Annotated in this window: 14 protein-coding genes; 7 read left to right on the top strand and 7 right to left on the bottom strand. The window is 64.9% G+C overall.

From position 1 onward, the window contains the following. Positions 1 to 87: 87 nt before the first annotated feature. Positions 88 to 1,110: an aspartate-semialdehyde dehydrogenase gene (locus tag ACXAJT_RS15910; protein WP_475236796.1), complete on the bottom strand. Its 1,023-nt coding sequence runs from the start codon at positions 1,108 to 1,110 to the stop codon at positions 88 to 90. A gap of 463 nt (positions 1,111 to 1,573) precedes the next feature. Between ACXAJT_RS15910 and ACXAJT_RS15905 the strand changes: the two genes are divergently transcribed. Further along, complete coding sequence (locus ACXAJT_RS15905) at positions 1,574 to 3,430, top strand: polysaccharide biosynthesis protein (protein ID WP_475236794.1); 1,857 nt, start codon at positions 1,574 to 1,576, stop codon at positions 3,428 to 3,430. A gap of 102 nt (positions 3,431 to 3,532) precedes the next feature. Here the strand turns inward: ACXAJT_RS15905 and ACXAJT_RS15900 are convergent, their stop codons facing one another. Next, positions 3,533 to 4,375, bottom strand: a complete 843-nt coding sequence (locus ACXAJT_RS15900) for an LOG family protein (protein ID WP_475236792.1) — start codon at positions 4,373 to 4,375, stop codon at positions 3,533 to 3,535. 73 nt (positions 4,376 to 4,448) lie between these two features. Here ACXAJT_RS15900 and ACXAJT_RS15895 point away from each other — a divergent pair, with 73 nt between their 5' ends. Beyond that, positions 4,449 to 5,366: a threonine/serine dehydratase gene (locus tag ACXAJT_RS15895; protein ID WP_475236790.1), complete on the top strand. Its 918-nt coding sequence runs from the start codon at positions 4,449 to 4,451 to the stop codon at positions 5,364 to 5,366. A 150-nt stretch (positions 5,367 to 5,516) separates the two neighbouring features. Here the strand turns inward: ACXAJT_RS15895 and ACXAJT_RS15890 are convergent, their stop codons facing one another. From ACXAJT_RS15890 to ACXAJT_RS15875, 4 genes are all read right to left on the bottom strand, one after another. Beyond that, on the bottom strand, positions 5,517 to 7,088 hold the full coding sequence (locus ACXAJT_RS15890) for a GMC family oxidoreductase (RefSeq protein ID WP_475236788.1): 1,572 nt from the start codon (positions 7,086 to 7,088) through the stop codon (positions 5,517 to 5,519). Between the two features lie 15 nt (positions 7,089 to 7,103). After that, on the bottom strand, positions 7,104 to 7,640 hold the full coding sequence (locus ACXAJT_RS15885) for a Twin-arginine translocation pathway signal (RefSeq protein WP_475236786.1): 537 nt from the start codon (positions 7,638 to 7,640) through the stop codon (positions 7,104 to 7,106). Between the two features lie 68 nt (positions 7,641 to 7,708). Next, the gene (locus ACXAJT_RS15880) at positions 7,709 to 8,104 is read right to left on the bottom strand and encodes a VOC family protein (protein WP_475236783.1); all 396 of its coding nucleotides are present in this window, start codon (positions 8,102 to 8,104) and stop codon (positions 7,709 to 7,711) included. A 112-nt stretch (positions 8,105 to 8,216) separates the two neighbouring features. Next, positions 8,217 to 8,510, bottom strand: a complete 294-nt coding sequence (locus ACXAJT_RS15875; protein WP_475236780.1) for a ribbon-helix-helix domain-containing protein — start codon at positions 8,508 to 8,510, stop codon at positions 8,217 to 8,219. 219 nt (positions 8,511 to 8,729) lie between these two features. Between ACXAJT_RS15875 and dapD the strand changes: the two genes are divergently transcribed. The 4 genes from dapD to ACXAJT_RS15855 all read left to right on the top strand — a co-directional run bounded on the left by dapD (position 8,730) and on the right by ACXAJT_RS15855 (position 11,492). Continuing rightward, positions 8,730 to 9,554 (top strand): 2,3,4,5-tetrahydropyridine-2,6-dicarboxylate N-succinyltransferase, encoded by an 825-nt coding sequence (gene dapD / locus ACXAJT_RS15870; protein ID WP_475236778.1) that lies wholly within the window; start codon positions 8,730 to 8,732, stop codon positions 9,552 to 9,554. A gap of 231 nt (positions 9,555 to 9,785) precedes the next feature. Continuing rightward, positions 9,786 to 10,028: a GlsB/YeaQ/YmgE family stress response membrane protein gene (locus ACXAJT_RS15865; protein WP_066103819.1), complete on the top strand. Its 243-nt coding sequence runs from the start codon at positions 9,786 to 9,788 to the stop codon at positions 10,026 to 10,028. A gap of 4 nt (positions 10,029 to 10,032) precedes the next feature. Continuing rightward, positions 10,033 to 11,064 carry a sodium:calcium antiporter gene (locus ACXAJT_RS15860; protein WP_475236775.1) on the top strand — a complete coding sequence of 344 codons (1,032 nt, stop codon included), beginning with the start codon at positions 10,033 to 10,035 and terminating at the stop codon, positions 11,062 to 11,064. 80 nt (positions 11,065 to 11,144) lie between these two features. Next, a complete protein-coding gene (locus ACXAJT_RS15855; protein ID WP_475236771.1) occupies positions 11,145 to 11,492 on the top strand; it encodes a hypothetical protein in 348 nt (115 codons plus the stop codon). Between the two features lie 6 nt (positions 11,493 to 11,498). Here ACXAJT_RS15855 and ade read toward each other — a convergent pair whose 3' ends face one another. Next, positions 11,499 to 13,196 carry an adenine deaminase gene (gene ade, locus ACXAJT_RS15850; RefSeq protein ID WP_475236769.1) on the bottom strand — a complete coding sequence of 566 codons (1,698 nt, stop codon included), beginning with the start codon at positions 13,194 to 13,196 and terminating at the stop codon, positions 11,499 to 11,501. Positions 13,197 to 13,334: 138 nt separating this feature from the next. Between ade and choX the strand changes: the two genes are divergently transcribed. After that, positions 13,335 to 14,255: a choline ABC transporter substrate-binding protein gene (gene choX, locus ACXAJT_RS15845; protein WP_475236766.1), complete on the top strand. Its 921-nt coding sequence runs from the start codon at positions 13,335 to 13,337 to the stop codon at positions 14,253 to 14,255. Positions 14,256 to 14,340 lie beyond the last annotated feature (85 nt).

The raw sequence follows: 14,340 nt of genomic DNA, 5'->3' as shown, positions 1-14,340 counted from the left end.
ATTTCTGACAAAACTCTAAAAAACATAGAAAAAACCCGCCCCAGGCCGGGGCGGGTTTAACAAATCGTTAAGAAATTGATCCGGAGATCAGCCCTTCTGAAGCACCTTCTGCCCCAGCACCTCTGCAATCTGCACGGCATTGAGAGCCGCGCCCTTGCGCAGGTTGTCCGAAACGCACCACAGGTTCAGACCGTTCTCGATGGTCGGGTCCTGACGGATGCGGCTGATGAAAGTGGCGAAATCGCCAACGCACTCCACCGGCGTGGTGTACCCGCCGTCTTCGCGCTTATCGACAACCATGATGCCGGGTGCTTCGCGCAGGATGTCGCGCGCTTCGTCCTCGTCGAGGAAATCCTCGAACTCGATGTTGATCGCCTCGGCGTGGCCGACGAACACCGGCACGCGCACGCAGGTCGCGGTCAGCTTGATCGACGGGTCCACGATCTTCTTGGTCTCGACGACCATCTTCCACTCTTCCTTGGTCGAGCCATCTTCCATGAAGACATCGATGTGCGGAATGACGTTGAAGGCGATCTGCTTGGGATACTTCTTCGGCGGAACTTCCGAGACCGGGTTGTAGACCGACTTGGTCTGCTCCCACAGCTCATCCATGCCTTCCTTGCCCGAACCAGAAACCGACTGGTAGGTCGACACGACGACGCGCTTGATCTTGGCGCGGTCGTGCAGCGGCTTAAGCGCCACGACCATCTGCGCGGTCGAGCAGTTCGGGTTGGCGATGATGTTCTTCTTGGAATAGCCGTGCACGGCGTCGGCGTTCACTTCGGGAACGACGAGCGGCACGTCGGGGTCGTAGCGGTAAAGCGAGCTGTTGTCGATCACCACGCAGCCCGCGGCCGCGGCCTTCGGGGCGTATTCCTTCGTTGCGTCGGAGCCGATGGCAAAGAGCGCCATGTCCCAGCCGGTGAAGTCGAACGTGGCGAGGTCCTGGGTCTTGAGTGTCTTGTCGCCGAAGCTCACCTCGGTTCCGAGGGACCTTCTCGACGCGAGGACGGCGATCTCGTCGACCGGGAACTCGCGCTCGGCAAGGATGTTCAGCATTTCGCGGCCCACGTTCCCCGTGGCACCGGCAACAACGACCTTGTAGCCCATGGTTCTGGCTCTCCTTCCTGAGTTGCTGCGCACGGGCGGATCCCGCGCTGCAAGCTGGCGCGCGTCTTACCGCATGCCATCTATATGCGGAAGGCCTGTTTTCCAGCAAAACCGGCGTCGAATGCCCGATGCGCTGCGAAAAAACCACGCATTCGCCCTCGTTCCACCGGAATGTAATGAATTCGAAGGGTTTCCCTTCCCGCATGATGCATTTCGTGGCATTGGGCAGGTATTCGCCGGGGAAATCCGCTCTTCAGCAGAGCATTCTCGCGTGCGTGCTTGTCCAATGTTTAGGCAAGTGAGTAGAACATAAACGTATTTGAAGACCATTTGGGCAGAACCAGCCATGCGGCGAGCGGAAAAGAGGCAGAAGATTTCGGGACGCCCCTCAGGAATCGCCGGTTTGATCTCTAGGCTGCGTATTCGCAGATCCCGGGCCCGGCTGTACAAGACGCTCATTGATATGAGCCGCGCGCAGAAGCAGATGATCTTCCTTGCGCTCGATGTGCTGATGGTCGGCATCGCGATGGTCTCGGCGCTCCTGCTGAACGCCACCGTGCGGTCCGATCTGCCGGACACCGCGCAACTTCTGCCGCTGTTGGTGCTGATGATGCTGGCCGGGGGCGTGATCTCTTGGCGGCTGCAATTGCCGCGGATCAAACTCAATGCCTTCGAGACGCGCGGCATCACCCGCACCGCGTATTTCTCTTTGCTCACCGGCGTTGCGGCACTGGTCATCGACGCGCTGATCGGCACGCCGATCTCGCCCGCGGTCTACCTCAACCTCGTTCTGCTGCTGATGGTGCTCAGCGCCACGTGGCGGATCGTGCTGCGCCATCTGACAATCGCCCTCTACCGCCGCAGCAACCGCCGTATGCGCGTGCTGATCTACGGCGCGGGCCAAACCGGACAGCAGCTGGTCGCCGCGTTGCGCCACGACGACGCGATCGAACCGGTGTGCTTCGTCGACGACAACCCCACGCTGCAATCGCTGGTGGTCTCGGGGCTGCGCGTGCATGCCTCCTCCTCCATCAAGCACCTGATCGAAACCAAGGTGATCGACCGGGTGGTCCTGGCCATGCCCTCGATCCGGCAGCCAGAATTGGCCCGCATCGCCCACCGCCTGCGCGCCATTGGCTGCGAGGTCCACGCGTTGCCCTCCTTCGCCGAACTGGTCGGGGAAGGCGAACTGCGCAAGCGCGTCTCTCCGGTGTCGCTGGACGATCTGCTTGGCCGCGGCCGGCTCGAAAGCGAATTGCCCGGCGTCAGCCACGCCTACTCTGGCCGTCGCATCCTGATCACCGGCGCCGGCGGCTCGATCGGCTCCGAACTTTGCCGCCAGCTGCTCGGCTGCAAGCCCGAGTGTATTGTCGCCCTCGATCATTCAGAACTGGCGCTCTACAACATCGACAAGGAACTGCGGGCATTGTCCGAGGGCCTCAGCATTACCCCGGTGCTCGGCTCGGTGATGGACGATACGCTGCTCGCCGAGGTGCTGCGCGACTACCGCATCGACGTGGTGCTGCACGCCGCCGCCTACAAGCACCTGCCGCTGGTCGAAAGCAATGTCATCGCGGGCATGCGCAATAACGTCCTCGGCACCAAGATCGTCGCCGAGGCCGCGCGCGACGCCGGCGTCGAACGGTTCATTCTCGTCTCCTCCGACAAGGCGGTCCGCCCGACCAACGTCATGGGCGCCTCCAAGCGCCTCGCCGAACTGATCGTGCAGGACCTCGCCACGCGCTCCAGCGAAACCCGGTTTTCCATGGTCCGCTTCGGCAACGTGCTGGGCTCCTCTGGCTCGGTCATTCCGCTCTTCGAAGAACAGATCGCCCGCGGCGGCCCCGTCACACTGACCGACCGCCGGGTCACCCGCTACTTCATGACCATCTCCGAGGCCGCCCGTCTCGTTCTGCTTGCCGGGTCCTTCTCGCGCGGGGGCGATGTCTTCGTGCTCGACATGGGCAAGCCGGTGCCGATCCACAAGCTAGCGCGGCAAATGATCGAGGGCGCCGGTTATTCGGTGAAAGACGATACCAATCCCGACGGCGACATCGAGATCGAGGTCACCGGGCTGCGCAAGGGCGAGAAGCTCCACGAAGAGCTGCTGATCTCCACCGACATGCTGACCACACCGCACCAGAAGATCCTGCGCGCGCAGGAAAGCTACCTGTCGGAATTCGAGGTGGCGACGGCGATGAAGGACCTGCGCCAAGCCATCGGCGACCGCGACGAGGGCCTCGCCCGCGACATCATCGCCCGCTGGGTGGAGCGCGGCGAGAAGCAGCCGGTGAAATCCGACGAGGCACAATCGCTCTGATCTGACGCGCAGCAAGCGCCTAAGGAGCCAGCGCACATGCGAAGAGGGGCAGCCTGACCGGCTGCCCCTCTTGCCCTTTTACCCCTGTGGGCCAGCGCGCAATCAGCGGCCCGGAATATCCTCGCGCGGCGGCGCGGGATCCCATTCCTCGATCAGATGCGCCGCTTCCTCTGCGGTCTCCACAAAGCGGAAGAGATCGAGGTCCTCGGGGCTGATCGTCCCGGCCTCCTTCAGCGCCTCCCAATTGATGATCCCATCCCAGAAGGACCGGCCGAACAGCAGGATCGGGACCCGTTCCATGCGCCCGGTCTGGATCAGCGTCAGCGTCTCGAACATCTCGTCGAGCGTGCCGAACCCGCCCGGAAAGACGCAGATCGCCCGCGCTCGCATCAGGAAGTGCATCTTGCGGATCGCGAAATAGTGGAAGTTGAAGCACAGGTTGGGCGTCACGAACTCATTCGGCGCCTGCTCGTGCGGCAGCACGATATTGAGCCCGATCGACACCCCGCCTGCTTCTTCGGCGCCGCGGTTGCCGGCCTCCATCACGCCGGGGCCGCCGCCGGTGGTGACCACGAACTCACGGTTGCCGGTGGCAACGGATTTGCGCGTCATCGCCTGCGCGAAAAGCCGCGCCTCCTCATAAAAGCGCGACAGGTCCGCCAGCGTTTTGGTCCGGGCCTTGTCCTTGTCAGCCGGCGCCGGGATGCGCGCGCCGCCGAACAGCACGACGGTGCTGTCGATCTGGCGCTCGTCCAGTTCCAGCTGCGGTTTGAGAAGTTCCAGCTGCAGCCGCACCGGACGCAACTCTTCGCGGCACAGAAAGGCCTCGTCGGCGAAGGCGAGGCGATAGGACGGGGCGCGGGTCTGCGGCGTGTCCGGAATGGCCTCGGCGGTCTTCCGGTCGTGGCCCGCATCGCGAAAGATGGAATGGCGTTCGTCGTTCATTGTCAGCCGTCCTTGTTCTGCTCAGACTCCGAATATAGCGTGCCCGACGGCAAGGGCAGCAAGGGATTTGAGAATGGACTGGAAAGCCGAGATCGCCAGCGCCGGGGGCCGCATCGCTGCGCATGTCCAGCGCACACCGCTGATGCAAACCGCCGTGCTCTGGGACCAGCCGCTCGAGTTGAAGCTCGAACACATGCAGCACACCGGCAGTTTCAAGGCGCGCGGCGCCTTCAACACGCTGCTCTCGGATGAGGTGCCCGCCGCCGGTGTCGTGGCCGCCTCGGGCGGCAACCACGGCGCCGCCGTGGCCTATGCGGCCACCACGCTGGGACATCCCGCGCAGATCTTCGTCCCCGAGATCGCAGGCCCCGCCAAGATCGCGCTCATCGAACGCACCGGCACGGCCCTGACGGTGGTGCCGGGCGAATACGCCAACGCGCTGGACGCCGCCCGCGCCTATGAGGCAGAGACCGGCGCGATGCAGATCCACGCCTATGATGCGCCCGCAACCGTCGCCGGACAGGGCACGATGATGCGCGAATGGGAGCAGCAGGGGCTGGATGCCGATACCGTGCTGATCGCCGTCGGTGGCGGCGGGCTGATCGCCGGCGCGCTGGCATGGCTGCAGGGCGCCCGCCGCATCGTCGCGGTCGAGCCGGAAAACGCCCCGACGCTCGCCGCGGCGCTCGACGCCGGCACCGCGGTCGACGTCGCGCCATCGGGCGTGGCAGCCAATGCGCTCGGCGCGCGCCGCATCGGCGGCATTTGCCTCGGGCTGGCGCAACAGCACCTCGCCCGCAGCCTGACCGTCACCGATGACGCGATCACCGAAGCGCAACGCGCCCTGTGGCAAAGCCACCGCCTGCTGGTCGAGCCGGCCGGCGCCACCGCCCTCGCGGCGCTGCGCTCCGGCGCCTATCGACCCGAGCCGGGCGAGCGCGTGGCGGTGCTTCTCTGCGGCGGCAACATCGCCCCCGACCCCTTCGGCTGACCCGCCAGAGCCCGGGCGCCGGCCTTCGTCTAGACTAAAATATCCCGGGGGAGACCGCCGCAGGCGGACGGGGGCAGCGCCCCCATCCGTCTCACCAAGAAAGGGGGTGCCGCACAGCGCGGCGCCCCCAGAACGCAGTCCGAGAAAACCTCAGATATTCTGCGACGACATCTCCCGCGCGATGTGGTCCGCCTGCCGGATCGCCAGCGCCACGATGGTCAGCGTCGGGTTCTCCGCCGCGCCTGTGGTGAACTGCGAGCCGTCCGAGATGAAGAGGTTCGGTACGTCGTGGCTCTGCCCGTGCTTGTTGACCACACCGTCGCGCGGGTTTTCCGACATGCGGTTGGTGCCGAGGTTGTGGGTTGACGGATAGGGCGGCGTCGGCAGCGTACGGGTCGCGCCCACCGCCTCATAGATCGCCTTGGCCCGCCCGTAGGCGTGGCTGCGCATGGCGATGTCGTTGGGGTGATCGCTGAAATTCACATTGGCCACCGGCAGGCCGAACTGGTCCTTCAGGTCATGGTTCAGCGTCACCCGGTTGGTTTCCTGCGGCATGTCCTCGCCGACGATCCACAGCCCGGCCATGTTTTCGTAGCTATCCAGCGCCGTGGTGAACTCCCGCCCCCACGCCCCGGGGTCGAGGAAGGCCGCCATGAACGGCAGACCCAGAGCCAGTGTCTCCATCTCGTAGCCACCGACAAAGCCGCGCGACGGGTCGTGTTTCGCCTCGTCCTGCACAATCCCGGCCATGGTGGTGCCGCGCCACATGCGCACCGGCTTGTCGAAGATCGCATAGACCGAGCCGGTGGTGTGCCGCATGTAGTTGCGCCCCACCTGCCCCGAGCTGTTGCCCAGCCCGTCGGGGAACATCGACGAGGCGGAGTTGAGCAGCAGCCGCGGGCTTTCGAAGGAGTTGCCCGCCACGCAGACGATCCGCGCCTTCTGCATCTGCAGAGTGCCGTCCTTGTCATAGTACTCCACACCGGTGGCCTTGCCGCCGTCGTCATGCAGGATACGCGCCACATGGGCATGCTCGCGCACCTCAAGGTTGCCGGTCGCCTCGCCGCGCGGAATGTTGGTATAGGCAGCCGACCATTTGGCCCCCCACTTGCAGCCTTGAAAGCAAAAGCCGGTCTGCTGGCAGGCCATGCGGTCGTCGTAGTCGGCCGAGTTGATCGCCATGCGCCCGGTGTGCACCTCCTCATAGCCCAGAGCCTTGGCCCCGGCCTCAAAGACCTTGTAGTTGTTGTTGCCGGGCAGCCCCGCACGATCGCCGGTGCGGGTGACGCCGAGCTTGTCCTCGGCCTTGGCGTACCACGGCGCCATTTCGGCGGCGTCGATCGGCCAGTCGAGCAGGTTCGCGCCCTGCACATCGCCATAGGTCGTCTTGGCCTTCCACTCATGCTCTTGAAACCGCAGCGACGCGCCCGCCCAGTGGATCGAGGTGCCGCCGACCGCTTTCACGATCCACGCCGGCAGGCCCGAGAAATCCTTCGCCACCCGCCAGTCGCCGCTGGTCGAGCGCGCATCGGTCCAGGCCAGCTGGCCGAAGCTCTCCCATTCGTCGTTGATGTAGTCCTCGGGCAGGTAGCGCCCGCCCGCTTCCAGCGCCACGACGCTCACGCCTTTCTGCGCAAGTTCGTTCGCCAGCACACCGCCGCCAGCGCCGGTGCCGATGATCACGACGACGCTGTCGTCATTCATGTCGAAAGGTGCAGCCATGTCTCGATCCTCCCCTCAGAGCCACGCGATGTCATCGAAGCCGCGGTTGATGTACCCGCCCTGCGAATAGCTCTCGCCCTCGTAGCCAAAGATCGGCCAGACGGCTTTTTGGTTGTAGAGCCCGGTGACCAACCCGCCGCGGATCTGCTGAAAGAAGGCGCTCTGCTCCATGCCACGCAGAATGTCGACGCGGTCGCGCTCCCAGCCGGTGTCGAGATAGCTGGCAAAGCCCCGGCCCTGCGCCGCAGCATCCAGCGCGGCGATGCCGGCAGTGATGCTCTCGGCGGCCTCGGGGTTGTCATAACCCTTCACCGCGATCACGTAATTCTCGTCGGGGATGCGGTCGTGCGGATAGATGTCCCGCGCCATCTGCACCAGCGTGGCAAACACGCGGGCGTCGAGGCTGGCCGTTTCGGCGGCCCAAGTCGCGTCGGGCGCGGCGACAAAGCCCGCGCCCACGACAAAGGACGCCCCCGCCGCGCTGGCGCGCGACAGCAGCTGGCGCCGGGTCAGCGCCCGATTGGGGCTCCGGTGGCTTGCAGTGATCGTCATGTGGTCTCCTCCCATCAATACCCCGGCGGCGGGGCTCCTCTTCCCCATCCGCCGAGACAGTCACTTGCTCATTTGAAACGTCCGCTCCGCTCCAGAACCTCGATCTGATAGCCGTCGGGGTCGGCGACGAAGAAGAAGCGGGCCACCAACTCGCCTGCCGGGGCGAATTCCACCAGCTTGCGAGGGGCCAGCCCCTCGGCCTCGAACCGGGCGTGTTCAGCGTCTAGGTCCTCGACCGATACGGCGAAATGGCCGTAGCCGTCGCCAAGGTCATAGGGCTCGGCCCGGTCCTTGTTGACGGTCAGTTCCAGCTCGAAGTCGGTCTCGGAATTGCTTAGGTAAATCAGCGTGAAGTCGGGAAAGTCGAGCCGATCGGCGACCTTCAGGCCGAAGGCCTTGTCGTAGAACTCCAGCGAGCGTGCCTCGTCGAGCACGCGGATCATGCTGTGGATGGCTTTGGCCAAGGGATGCTCCTCGTCTTGTCTTTCGGATCCGTGTCAGACCCGATTGTAGACGAGGCGCGCATGGCGGCGGGTAGTAACGGCGTACTACCCGGCACGCTGGCAGATCGGCGGCTTATTCGGCGGCCAGCAGGGGCGCCGCGGGAACCGTCTTGCTTTCGAGGAACACAAGGCAGGCACACCGCAGCAGCGAGGTGAAATTCGACGGCTCGCCGCTCAGTTCCAGCACCTCGGCATGCAGCTTCGACACGAAGGCCGGCGTGGTCACTCCCTCGGCCTCGGCAATCTCGTCGAGGATGGCCCAGAACGAGTTTTCTAGACGGATGCTGGTGCTCTGCCCATTGAGCCGCAACCGCCGGGTGGTGGTGGCATAGCGCTCCGGCGCCTGCCCGGCAAAGACCTGACACATGGCGATTTCCTTCCCTGTTCGGGCGGCCGCCGCGCCGCGCGCCAGCCGCTCAAGTCTTATGGTGCCGGATAAGATAGCCGAAAGCGGCCTGCGTATATAGCCACCATAGGTCTGCGTTGCATCGCCGCGCGCTGGCCGCGCGCGTTGCGTGCACGCGCGCATTGTCGCGGCGGCATGTGGAAGCTATAGGGCTGTAAACCCGAGTGACAGGAGATGCACATGTCCAACGCCCAGCTCGAAGCTGCGATCGAAGCCGCCTGGGAGGCGCGCGACACCATCACCCCCGCCACCACCGGCGAGACCCGCGACGCCATCGAAGACACGCTCAACGCGCTCGATTCGGGCCAGCTGCGCGTCGCCGAGAAGGTCGACGGCGAATGGGTCGTGAACCAGTGGGCCAAAAAGGCCGTGCTTCTGGGCTTCCGCATCAAGGACATGGAACAGCATGATGGCGGCCCGCAGTCCGGCGGCTGGTGGGATAAGGTCGACAGCAAGTTCAAGGGCTGGGGCGACAACCAGTGGAAAGCTGCTGGCTTCCGCGCCGTGCCCAACTGCGTCGTCCGCAAATCGGCCTACATTGCGCCCGGCGTGGTGCTGATGCCGTCCTTCGTCAACATCGGCGCCTATGTCGACAGCGGCACCATGGTCGACACATGGGCCACCGTCGGCTCCTGCGCGCAGATCGGCAAGAACGTGCACCTGTCGGGCGGCGTCGGCATCGGCGGCGTGCTCGAGCCGCTTCAGGCAGACCCGGTGATCATCGAGGACAACTGCTTCATCGGCGCGCGCTCCGAAGTGGTTGAGGGCGTGCGCGTCCGCGAGGGCTCGGTGATCGGCATGGGCGTCTTCCTCGGCCAGTCGACCAAGATCGTAGACCGTGAAACCGGCGAAGTCATGTACGGCGAAGTGCCGCCCTACTCCGTGGTCGTCGCAGGGTCCATGCCGTCGAAGAACGGTGTCAGCCTCTATTGCGCGGTGATCGTGAAGCGCGTCGACGAGAAGACGCGTTCCAAGACCGGCATCAACGAACTGCTGCGCGACTGATCGCGGTGGGGCTTCGGCCCGTCGAAGACATCGCGAAGGGGCGCCTCGGGCGCCCCTCTTGCTTTGTGGGCGCGTCCGGCCCGGCGGAATCCGGACGAGCGCCTGCCCTTGGGATGGCGCTTGTCCGGCGGCGCCGCCTCGTTTTCGGCCTTGTCAGCGCATCACGCGAAGGAACCATCGCCCGCCCAAAGCGTTCACTCTGCGTCAAGAATTTATTCAGGGGTATACGCTATGGGTCTCGGCCTTATCGCTTCCATCATCGTCGGCGGCCTCGCCGGCTGGATCGCATCCATGATCATGAAGGCCGACACCGGCATTCTGACCAACATCATCCTCGGCATTATCGGCGCCGTGGTGCTCAACCTTATCCTTTCGCTTGTCGGCATCTATGCTGCGAACACGTGGATCCCGCAGCTGATCGTCGGCATCATCGGTGCCAGCTTGCTGATCTGGGGCTACCGCAAGCTGCGCTGACCCAGTGATTTCCGAGCTTTCCCTCCCGCTCCTGCTGGCGGTCTTTGCGGTCGCCGGCATTATTGTTGTTGCCGTCTCGGTCCGCGCGACCTCGCTGGCGGACCTGATCGCCGACCGCACGAGCCTCGGCGAGGCGATGGTCGGCGGGCTGCTGCTGGGCGGCGCCACATCGCTTTCGGGCGTGGTGGTGTCGGTCAGCGCCGCCGCCAACGGCGATGCCAGCTTCGCCGTGTCCAACGCCGTGGGCGGGATCGCAGCCCAGACGCTGTTTCTCGCCCTCGCGGACCTGCTACACCGTCGCGCCAACCTTGAGCACGCCGCCGCCGAACCCGCCAACCTGTTCCAAGCGGTGATGCTCATGCTGCTGCTTACGCTGCCGCTTGCGGCTGCGGCAGGGCCCGAATTCACCTTCTGGCAAATCCACCCGGTGTCGGTGATCATGTTCGCCGCCTACGTCGCCGGTGTGCGCCTGTCGTCCTCGGTGCGCGACCAACCTATGTGGAAGCCGGTCGAGACCTCGGACACGCGGCACGATGAGCCGGACGAGGAAAACGATCCGAATGCCTCGGTGCTGAAACCGGCGCTGCTCTTCGTTGCGCTCGTGGCGATCATGGGCGCTTGCGGCTGGGTAATCAGTCAGGTCGGCAGCACCTTCATCGACCGCTTCAGCCTTGGCTCCAGCCTTGTCGGTGCGCTGATCACCGCTGTCGTCACCTCCCTGCCCGAGCTCATCACCACGCTTGTCGCCGTGCGTCGCGGCGCGCTGCAACTGGCCGTCGGCGGCATCATTGGCGGCAACACCTTCGACACGCTGTTCATGGTGTTCTCGGACGTGGCGTACCGCGACGGCTCGATCTTCCATGCCATGGGGCAGACCGATCTCTACTGGCTGGCCACCGGCCTCATCATGACCGCCATCCTGCTCGGCGGTCTGATCCTGCGCCAACGCGAAGGCCCGGCCCGGATCGGCATCGAGAGCGTGCTGATGATGACCATCTACGGCTGCGCCGTGGCGGTCGCGGTGATCGCCCCCTAAGCCGCCCTATGAGGCCGCTTGCTTGACATGTCCCTGCCGCTTGCGCATTGCGGGCGGCAGGCATCGCGGAGCGAGAGAACATGGGCAAGAAACCGTCGAAACAGCAGGTCTACACGCTTCTGGTCGAGGTCGGCCGCAAGGAGGGCGACGGGCTTCCCAAGGCCGCGACCGGCGCCGGACTGCTGTGCTATGCCTCCGGCGTGGACGAGGCCGAAGCGGTGCGCGAGACCGTAGCGATCCTTAAACAGGCCGACATGAACCCGCTCGACGTGACCGGCTACGGCACCGAGGAAGAGCGCAAGGCGCAGGGCATGGACATCGACGACAACGAGCGCGAGCTGATGGCCCGCGCACTCGAAGAGAACTCGGTGATCGTCGCCCAGGTCACGCCGTTCTACGACGATGACGAGGACGACGACGAGGATTGAGCCCGCTCAGCCGGGGATGATCTCGAACTTCGTGACGTCCACCATACCGCGATCAGTGATCTTCAGCGCGGGGATCACCGGCAGCGCAAGGAAAGCCAACTGCAGGAAGGGCTCTTCCAGCGTCACCCCGAGCCCGCGCGCAGCGGCGCGCAGTTCGACCAGCCGGTCGCGCACCTCCTCGAAGGGCAACAGGCTCATTAGCCCCGCCACCGGCAGCGCCAGTTCGGCGAGGATTTCCCCCTCTGCCGCCACCACGAAGCCGCCTTCGATCTCTGCCAGACGGTTCGACGCCAGCGCCATGTCCGCATAATCCGCGCCGACGCATGCGATATTGTGGTGATCGTGGCAGACGGTCGAGGCGATCGCCCCCTTCTTCAGCCCGAAGCCGCGCACAAAGCCCGTGGCGATATTGCCGTTCTTGCCGTGCCGCTCGACCACCGCAATGCGGATGAGATCGCGCGCCACGTCGGGGGCCTTGTCGCCGTTCTCGATCGCGACGGTCTCGTGCAGGTGGTCGGTGAGGATCTGCCCCTCGCGGATACCGATCACGTCGGTTTCCTCGCGGTTGGCGGTGGCGCGGAAGCTCTGCGCCGTCAGCTTCGGCGCGTGGACCGAATCTCGCCCGACCTCGGGAATAGTGTCCCGCGCGGCAAAACCGGCGTCATCCACCACCACGCCGCCCGCCAGCACCATCTGTGCGTGACACCCCTCGAGACTGTCGATGGCCACGATATCCGCCCGCTTGCCCGGCGCGATCATGCCGCGATCCTTCAGCCCGAAGGCCTCCGCCGCCGAGAGCGACGCCGCGCGATAGGCGGCCAGCGGCGGTGTGTCCAGTTCGATCAGTGTACGGATCATGTAGTCGAGGTGCCCGTGCTCGCCGATATCCAGCGGGTTCCGGTCGTCGGTACACAGACACATATAGGGCGAGGTGCGCTCGCTCAGCAGCGGCTGCAGCGCGTGCAGGTCCTTCGAGACAGAGCCCTCGCGGATCAGCACCCGCATGCCCTTGCGCAGCTTCTCCAGCGCCTCCTCGGCACTGGTTGCCTCATGCTCGGTACGGATGCCCGCCGCCACATAGGCATTGAGATCGCGCCCCGACAGCAGCGGGCAATGCCCGTCCACATGGCCGCCTTCGAAGAGCCGCAGCTTCTTCATCGCCTCGGGATCACGGTAGATCACACCGGGGTAGTTCATGAACTCTGCCAGCCCGATGCCCGAAGGATGGCCCATCAGCTCGGCAATATCGTCGGCCAGAAGCTCGGCACCAGCGGTCTCCATATGCGTCGACGGCACGCAGGACGACAGCTGCACGCGGATGTCCATCAGCGTGTGCGCCGAGGCCTGCTGGAAGTACCGGATGCCCGCCGCGCCGATCACATTGGCGATCTCGTGTGGATCGCAGATCGCCGTGGTGACCCCGCGCGGCGTCACGCAGCGATCGAACTCGAAGGGCGTGACCAGCGAGCTTTCGATATGCAGGTGCGTGTCGATGAAGCCGGGAACGAGAATCGCGCCGTCGACGTCGATCTCCCGCTTGCCCGTGTAGCTCTCGTAGACGCCGACGATCGTATCGCCACAGATCGCCACATCGCCCTCAATCAGCTCGCCCGTCATCAGATCGAAGATGCGCCCGCCCTTCAGCACCAGATCCGCGACCTCGTCACCCCGCCCCTGTGCGATTTTCGTCTCGAGCTGTGCCATGCCTGTCTCCGGTCGTTGTTTGCGCCGACAGTGCCACAGGCCACGCGGCAAAGGCGAGAGGGCGCAGCGTCTCATACGGTTGCAAAAATTCGGGGATGCGCGCCTACTTGCGCCACAAAAACCAACAGGGGAGCTATCATGACCATTTCCCGCCTCGCGCTGATCGCCGCGCTGGCCGCTGCCGGGACGGCGCACGCCGATTGCGACAGCGTCACCTTCGCCGACGTAGGCTGGACCGACATCACCGCCACCACGGCCGCCACGACGGTGGTTCTGGAGGCGCTCGGCTACGACACCGACGTCAAAGTCCTCTCTGTGCCGGTCACCTACACCTCGATGGACCGCGGCGATATCGATGTCTTCTTGGGCAACTGGATGCCCACCATGGAGGCCGATATTGCCCCCTACCGCGAGAAGGGCAGCGTCGACACGCTGCGTGCCAACCTCGAGGGGGCCAAATACACGCTGGCCACCAATGCCGCTGGGGCCGCGCTGGGGATCGAGGATTTTGCCGATATCGCCGCCCATGCCGATGCCCTCGACGAAACCATCTACGGCATCGAGCCGGGCAACGACGGCAACCGCCTGATCCTCGACATGATCGAGGCCGATGCCTTCGGTCTCAAGGATTTCGACGTCAAGGAAAGCTCCGAGCAAGGCATGCTGGCGCAGGTCGGCCGTGCCTCGGGGCGCGACGAGCCGGTGGTCTTTCTCGGCTGGGAGCCACACCCGATGAACGCCAACTACGACCTGACGTACCTGTCGGGCGGGGATGATTGGTTCGGCCCGAACTATGGCGGCGCAACGGTCTATACCAACACCCGCGCAGGCTATGTCGCGGAGTGCCCGAACGTCGGCAGGCTACTGGAAAACCTGTCGTTCTCCTTGGAAATGGAGAACGAGATCATGGGCGCCATCCTCAATGACGGTGCCGACGCCGAGGACGCTGCCACCGTATGGCTGAGCGCCAACACCGGCGTGCTCGACGGCTGGCTCGACGGGGTCACCACGCTCGACGGCGGCGACGCCAAGGAGGCGGTGACCGCAGCGCTGCAATAAGCGATCCAGCCCTGTCCCCGCGGGGACAGGGCCTTTTCTCATCCACTAAAGTCCAAGACATTTTCCCGTGTCCCGTTCAGCAAGC

Source organism: Salipiger sp. ABF4_146, assembly GCF_056161345.1.
The sequence above is the reverse complement of the archived record's forward strand: the minus strand, read 5'-3'. Positions and strand labels throughout refer to the sequence as shown.